We start from the raw sequence: 6,992 nt of genomic DNA, 5'->3' as shown, positions 1-6,992 counted from the left end.
CGCGTCGGGCGACCGTCCCGCGGGACGGCGCCGGCGGGCGCGAGGGCGATCCGGTGCGGCCGCAGCAGCACCGCCGCCCGGCTGCCGGTGGCGCGTCCGGTGCCCAGCGCGGGCACCCGGCCGACGCCGGGCAGCTCCACCACCGTCCGCTCCCCGTCGGAGCCCGTCACCGTCCCCTCGACCAGGTTGGCCCGTCCCACGAACCGGGCCACGAACCGGCTGCCCGGCCGTTCGTAGACGTCCTCGGGGCTGCCGACCTGCTCCAGCCGCCCCCGGGCGAGCACCGCGACCCGGTCGGCCATCGACAGGGCCTCGTGCTGGTCGTGCGTCACGAACACCGCGGTGATCCCGGTCTCCCGCTGGATGCGCCGGATCTCGTCGCGCATCTCCCCGCGCAACTGCGCGTCCAGGTTGGACAGCGGCTCGTCGAGCAGCAGCAGCGTGGGCCGCACCACCAGCGCGCGGGCCAGCGCGACCCGCTGCTGCTGGCCGCCGGAGAGCTGGGCGATCCGCCGGCCCGCGAGGTGACCGAGCCGCACCAGGTCGAGCGCCTCGGCCACCCGCCGGTCGCGCTCCGCCCTGGACACCTTGCGCATCTCCAGGCCGAACGCCACGTTGCGCGCCACGTCCAGATGCGGGAACAGGGCGTACGACTGGAAGACCATCCCCATGTCCCGGCGGTGCACCGGGATGCCGGTGATGTCGCGGCCGTCGACCAGGACCCGGCCCGCGGTCGGCTCGATCAGCCCCGCGATCATGCGCAGGGTGGTGGACTTGCCGCAGCCCGAGGGGCCCAGCACGGCCAGCATGGAGCCGCGCTCCACGCTCAGGTCGATGCCCCGCACGGCCGCGCCGTGCTGCCCCGGGTACGTCTTGGTGAGGCCGTCGAGGCGCAGCTCCCCTGCCCCGGAACCGTCGGCCGCCGCCTTCGCCTCAGCCACCGATGACCTCCCGCTTGATGCGGTCCACCCACGCGGTGTAGCGGGTGGTCATCCAGCTCCAGTCGACCGGGATCTGGTGCTCGCGCTGCTCGGCGGAGGCGGTGGTGCGCTCCTCGACGTCCTTGTCCAGCGTCGCGTCCCGGTTGACCGGCGCGTAGTACGCGTCGTCGTCGAACGCCTTCTGCGCCTCGGCGCCGATCGCGTAGTCGATGAACTTCTGCGCGGCCTCGGCGCGCCCGGAGCCCGCGACCAGGTTGATCGTGTTGATCTGCTCGACCGTGCCCTCCTTCGGGAGCACCGGCTGCACCACACCCTTGGAGGTGTCCTGGTAGAACTGGCCGCGCGCGTTCCAGCCGACGGCGACATCGGCCTCGCCCGACTGGACGGCCGTGTACACGTCGGGCGACGGCTGCCAGGTCTCCACCGACGGCGCCAGCGTCTTCAGCCTGGCGATCGCCGGATCGATGTCCTTCTTGTAGTCCTCACCGAGGATCTTCTCCAGCGCCACGATCAGCGCGACCCCGCGGGTGTCCGCGATCGGCAGCGCCAGCTTGCCCTTGTACGCCGGGTCCCACAGGTCGTTCCAGCTCGTGGGCGCGTCCTTGACGGCCTTGGAGTTGTAGAGGATCGACAGGCTGTCCAGGGTCAGCCCGGGACCGTAGCCGTCCTTGGCCCGCGCCTTGTCGACGAGCCGCGCCAGGTTGGGCACCCGCTCCTCGTCGAGCTTGGCGAACAGGCCCTCCTTGTTCGCGGTCGGCGCCACCGAGCTGTCCATCAGGGCCACGTCGGCGGGCGGGTTCTTCTTGCTCGCCCGCAGCTTGGCCAGCACCTCGGCCGAGTTCTGGATCGGCACGTACCGGACGGTGATGTCCGGGTTGGCCTTCTCGAACGGCTTGATCACGGTCTTCGTGAACGAGTCCTGGAAGGTCCCGAAGAAGCCCATGAAGGTGATCGTCTGCTTCCCCGTGCCCGCGTCCGTGCCACCCCCGGCGGACGTCGAGGCGGACGTGGCGCAGGACGACACCAGCAGGGCGGTCGCGGCGAGCCCTGCGGCAGCGGCGAGACGGCGGGGTACTGCGGTCATGGGGAACTCCGGTTCACGAGAGCGCGGGAGGCGCGGGCGCAGGTTCACGAGGGCCGAGCGGCGGGAAGGACCCGCCGGGGGAGGACGACGTCCGGTCAGCCGTGCGACGGGAGGTCCGTCGCGGGCACCGCCGCCGGTGCGGCGGGACCGGACGTCCCGGTACAGGACTCCGGCAGCGCGGGCGCCCCCAGGACCTGCATCAGCCGGTTCGCCCAGCCGAACAGCGCCACGCAGTGCACGGCGTCGAGGAGCGCGGGTCCGTCGATCCCGGCGGCGCGCAGCGCGGCCACGTCGTCGGCGGAGGCGCTGGGCGGGGTGGCCGTCTGGCGTGCGGTGAAGCGGGCGAGGGCGGCCCGGCGCGGATCGTCCGCGAGCGCCGCCGCGCCCTCGTCGAGCACCCGCCGCGCCGCCTCGGGGTCCTTGCCGAGCTGGGCGAACTTGCGGCCGTGCACCGAGGCGCAGTACACGCAGCCGTTGATCCGCGACACCAGCAGGGTGACCAGTTCCCGCTCCGCCCTGGGCAGCCCGCCGCGCCCGTACATCAGCGCGTTGTAGACGTGGGTGCGGTGGTCGAGCGCGGCCGGTACGTGCAGCAGGGTGCGGTAGTACGGCGAGTCGGTGGAGAGCGTGGCGTGCGCGTCGACCACCGCCCGCTGCTGCGCGTCGAGCCCGTCGGCGGGGACCGGGACGACCCACGGGGTCCAGGTGAGGACGTCCAGCGTGAACGACGGCTCGGGGGAGGGGCCCGCGGCGGTCGCCGGGGTGACGACGGGCGACGCGGCCGGGGCGCCGTCCAGCAGGGCCAGGCCCGAGGCGACCCGTGCCTCGTACGAGACGAAGGCGACGATCTGGGCCAGCGCCACGATGTCCGCCGCGCCGAGCCCGGCCCGTTCCAGCTCCGCGAGCTGCGCGCGACCGGAGCGGGCGGGGGCGAGGGTCACCAGGCGCGTCCAGGCGAGGACGGCGGCGCGGAGGGCGGAGTCGGCCGGGCCGGGTTCGGAGGACGCGGGTGCGTCGCTCGCTCCGGTGTCCGGCGCGGGCGGGGTGGCCGGGACGGCCGCGGAGGCGGTGTAGGCCAGGGTCCGGTAGCGCTCCGCGAGCCGTGGCTGTCCGGCCAGCTCGGCGGCGAGCACGGCGGCCTCGGTCCGCAGCGCGGGGGTGAGCCGTCCGGGTCGGCCGGGGGCGTCCGGCGCCGCGGGGCGCAGGAGCGCGGCCCGCGCCGCGTCCGCGTGCGGACCGACGTCCGGACGGAACCGTTCGTCGTCGCTCAAGGTCGCTCCTCTCCCCACTCGGTCGCGTCGGGTACGGAATACCGGTCCGGGCGCCGTCGCCCGGCGGCGGTGCGCGCGTCCGGCGGGCCCTTCGTCGGGTCCTCCACGACCGCCGGGATTCCGGCGGCCCGGTCCACGCCGCGAAGCTGTCCACCGCGTGGCCCATCATCCGGACACATCGTGGGACGGGCCCGGAGAGCTGAAAGTTAGCCCCGTCCCCGAGCCGCGCGCAAAGCCCTGACGAGCGGGAACACACCCGGCACCGGCCCGCGCGGACCCCGCCGGAGAGGGGCCGGGGAGACCACCTGATGCAACAGGTCGGACGCGTGCGGACCGTGTCCCGTACCGCAGGGGCTCTGCGACCCCACCTGATGCATCAGGTGGGGGAGCGGGGTACGGTCGGGGGCCGAGTGACGGAACGGTGTTTTCCAGGTCACGTCAGAATTTCTCGCATCGCGAGACAGTTGCCCGAGGGGTGAGACGTTTGGTGCGGGTCGCGTCCTACCGCCGGGTCGCCGAGGACATCCGGCGCCGGATCGAGAGCGGCGAGTTCGCGCCGGGAGCCCCGCTGCCGTCCCGCGCGCACCTGGCCGCCCAGTACGCGGTGGGCGCGAACGTGGCCGCCGCGGCGGTCCGGCTGCTGGTGAGCGAGGGGCTCGCCCGGGGCAGGACCGGCAGCGGGGTCTTCGTGCGGGAGCGGGTCTCCGCCTCGACCATGGCCCGCTCCTGGACCCAGGAACGGCTCCAGGGCCGACTCGCCGTCCACCCCGACCTGCGCCGGTCGGGACCACCCGCCCCCGGCGGCGACGACGGCCCCGGCGCCCGCTCCGAACGCGGCACCCCCTCCTCGCGGACCGAGGGCGCCGACCCCGGCATCGCCCGCCGGCTGCGGGTACCGCCGGGCGAGCCCGTCATCCGCAGCGCGTACCAGCTCAGCAACGACGGCCTCCCGGCGATGATCTGCGTGAGCTGGGAACCGCTGCGGATCACCGGCGGCACCCCCGTCTCCCTGCCGGGCGCGGGCCCCCTCGCCGGTGGCAGCGTCGTGGCCCGCATGTCGTACATCGGGATCCGGGTCACCCGCTCGACCGAGACCGTCACCGCCCGCCTCGCCACCCCGGACGAGGCCGCCGCCCTCGACCTGGGCCGGGGCGCGGCCGTCGCCGCCATCGAGCGCACCTACTGGGCGGGCGAACGCCCCCTGGAGACCGCCGACCTGGTGGTACCCGGCGACCGCTTCCACCTCGCCTACGAGATCCCGGCCGAACCGGACCGCTGAGCACCCACCCCCTCCCCGCCGTACCCGTCCACCGGGCACCGCCCCCTGCTCGCCTGGCCCGCCCACCAGGCACCGGCGTTCCCGCCGTCGCCGCGCGCCCCGTGCCGCCCGCCGTCGCACCGGGCGAGGGGCACGGCCTAGCATCGGACCCGCTCCGCGACAGGCCACCGCCGACTGCCGACCGTCGGGCGGAGCGGAGAGCGAGCACCGTCGTGTCCCAGCAGCAAGCCGCGTCCCTGCCCCTGTTCGACCTGGTCACCGACCCCCCGGACGCCCCGGGGAACCCGGCTCCCGGGGCGTCGGGCACCTCCGGCCGCACCCTGCTCCTGGTGCGCCGCTTCGACGTCCCCTTCCTGCTCACCGCCGCGCTCTCCGCGGGCGCAGGGTCGAGCGAACTGACCCTGGACCGCGGCAAGTCGGGCAAGGGACGGCTCGCCGCGTTCCGGCGGCTCTCCGGCCGGGCCGTCCTCGTCCTGCGCGACAAGCACCACCTCGCGACCGGGGACCCGGCCGCCGTCCGCGCGGGCGCCGACTCCTTCGCCCACTCCGTCGTCTGGAGCGCACCCGTCCTGCGCGAGGACGCCGACGGCGCCCTCGTCGACCCCGCCGGGCTCGCCCTCACCGACCTGCACGGCATCGCCGACCTGCTGCGCGAACGCGGCCAGGGCGAACACACCGTGGACCCCGACGCGTCCTACCCGCTGCCCGCGAGCAGCGGTGCCCTGGGCGTCCGGCTGCCCGCGCTGCTGACCCTGCGCGGACCCGGCACCGGCGCCGCCCTGCGCCGTGTCACCCCCGCCCCGGCCGCCCTCACCGTCGTCCAGCAGGTGCACCTCGTGCCGCTGCCCGAGCCGCCGCTGCCGCCCCGGGCCTACCACCCGGCCTCCGGCGGCTACGGCATCGGCCACGACGACCACGGGGCGGACGGCGCCCGGGTCATGTACCAGCCGCGCTTCCGCCTGGAGCACGCCGACCCGGACGCGGCGCCGGGACCGGTGCGCCGGCCGATCGTCTTCCTCGTCGACCCTGCCGTCCCCGAACCGTGGCGCTCCGCCGTCGTCGAGGGCGGCAACTGGTGGCGCGCCGCCTTCGAGGCCGCCGGGTTCCAGGACGCCTACCGGGTCGAAGTGGCGCCCGAAGGAACGGACTTGGACGAACCGGCGCTCAACACCGTCTGGTGGGTGCACCGCGACGGGCGCGGCTGGTCGCACGGCCAGGCCCTCACCGACCCCCGCACCGGCGAGATCCTGCACGGCCGGGTCCGCCTGGGCTCGCAGCGCGTCGCGCAGGTCACCGCGCTCGCCGAGGCCCTGCTCGCCCCCTACGGCCACCCCGACGAGGCCGCCCGGCTGGCCGTCGTGCGCGAGACCGTCCTCGCCCGGATGCGGCTGCTGGCCGCCCACGAGATCGGCCACGCGCTCGGGTTCCTGCACAACTTCGCCAGCACCGGCCACCCGAGCCCGTCGGTGATGGACTACCCGCACCCCGAGGTCACCGTCGGCCCCGACGGCACCCCCGACCTCTCCCGCGCCTACCCGAGCGGACTCGGCCCCTGGGACCGCTTCCTGGTCGCGCACGCCTACGGGAGCTTCGCCACCCCCGCCGAGGAGAGCGCGGGACTGGCCCGGCTGCGCCGGGAGGCCGCCGACGCCGGACTGCTCCACCTCGCCGACGAGGACGCCCGCGGCCCCGGCGCCGCGCACGCCGACGCGGCCGTCTGGGTCCCGCACGCCCACGACCCGTTCGAGGCGCTGGAGCAGGCCCTCGCCGTCCGCCGCGCCGCGCAGGCCGCCTTCACCCGCGGAGTAATCCCGCCCGACCGGCAGAGCGGCGAACTGGAGGCGCGGGCCGCCCTGCTGCACCTCTACCACCGCCACCACCTGGCCGCCGTGACCCGGCTCGTCGGCGGTGTCCGCTACGCCTATGCCCAGGCGGGCGACGCCGTCCCGGGCACCGTGCGCGGCACGCCCCCGGTCGCCCCCGACGACCAGTGGCGGGCGCTGCGCACGGCCGCCGCGCTGCTGCGCCCCGGCGACCTGGTGCCGCACCCGGCCGTCCTCGCCGTCCTCACCCCGCCCGGCATCCGGTACGCGCGCTCGCCCGAGTACCTCGACACGCGGGCGGGCCGCGTCTTCGACCCGCTCTCCGCCGTGGAGTCCGCGACGGCGCTGGTGGCCGAGGCGCTCTTGGAGCCGGCCCTGCTCAACCGGCTGGCCTGGCAGCACGCCGACGACCCCCGGGTGCCCGGGGTGACCGACGTCCTGGCGTGCCTGCTCGACGCGGCCTGGCACGGGGACGGGGCCGAGCCCGCCGCCCCGTCCGACCCGCTGGTCAGGGAGACGGCGGGCTGGGTCGTCGTCCGCCACGCCCTGGCCGCTCTGCGCGGCGGCGAGCTGCACCACCCGGTGCGCGACGAG

Annotated in this window: 5 protein-coding genes; 2 read left to right on the top strand and 3 right to left on the bottom strand. The window is 75.8% G+C overall.

From position 1 onward, the window contains the following. The 3 genes from GA0115242_RS17145 to GA0115242_RS17135 form a co-directional block, all read right to left on the bottom strand. Positions 1 to 941 (bottom strand): ABC transporter ATP-binding protein (locus tag GA0115242_RS17145; RefSeq protein ID WP_093829339.1); only part of this gene is annotated, 941 nt, incomplete at its 3' end. Beyond that, on the bottom strand, positions 934 to 2,025 hold the full coding sequence (locus GA0115242_RS17140) for an ABC transporter substrate-binding protein (protein WP_093829337.1): 1,092 nt from the start codon (positions 2,023 to 2,025) through the stop codon (positions 934 to 936). The genes GA0115242_RS17145 and GA0115242_RS17140, both read right to left, overlap by 8 nt. A 95-nt stretch (positions 2,026 to 2,120) precedes the next feature. Then, positions 2,121 to 3,296 carry a peroxidase-related enzyme gene (locus GA0115242_RS17135; protein WP_093829335.1) on the bottom strand — a complete coding sequence of 392 codons (1,176 nt, stop codon included), beginning with the start codon at positions 3,294 to 3,296 and terminating at the stop codon, positions 2,121 to 2,123. A 475-nt stretch (positions 3,297 to 3,771) separates the two neighbouring features. Between GA0115242_RS17135 and GA0115242_RS17130 the strand changes: the two genes are divergently transcribed. Next, a complete protein-coding gene (locus GA0115242_RS17130; RefSeq protein ID WP_161353177.1) occupies positions 3,772 to 4,575 on the top strand; it encodes a GntR family transcriptional regulator in 804 nt (267 codons plus the stop codon). 212 nt (positions 4,576 to 4,787) lie between these two features. Continuing rightward, positions 4,788 to 6,992 (top strand): zinc-dependent metalloprotease (locus tag GA0115242_RS42310; protein WP_305134138.1); only part of this gene is annotated, 2,205 nt, incomplete at its 3' end.

Source organism: Streptomyces sp. SolWspMP-5a-2, assembly GCF_900091845.1.
Lineage (GTDB): Bacteria > Actinomycetota > Actinomycetes > Streptomycetales > Streptomycetaceae > Streptomyces > Streptomyces doudnae.
The sequence above is the reverse complement of the archived record's forward strand: the minus strand, read 5'-3'. Positions and strand labels throughout refer to the sequence as shown.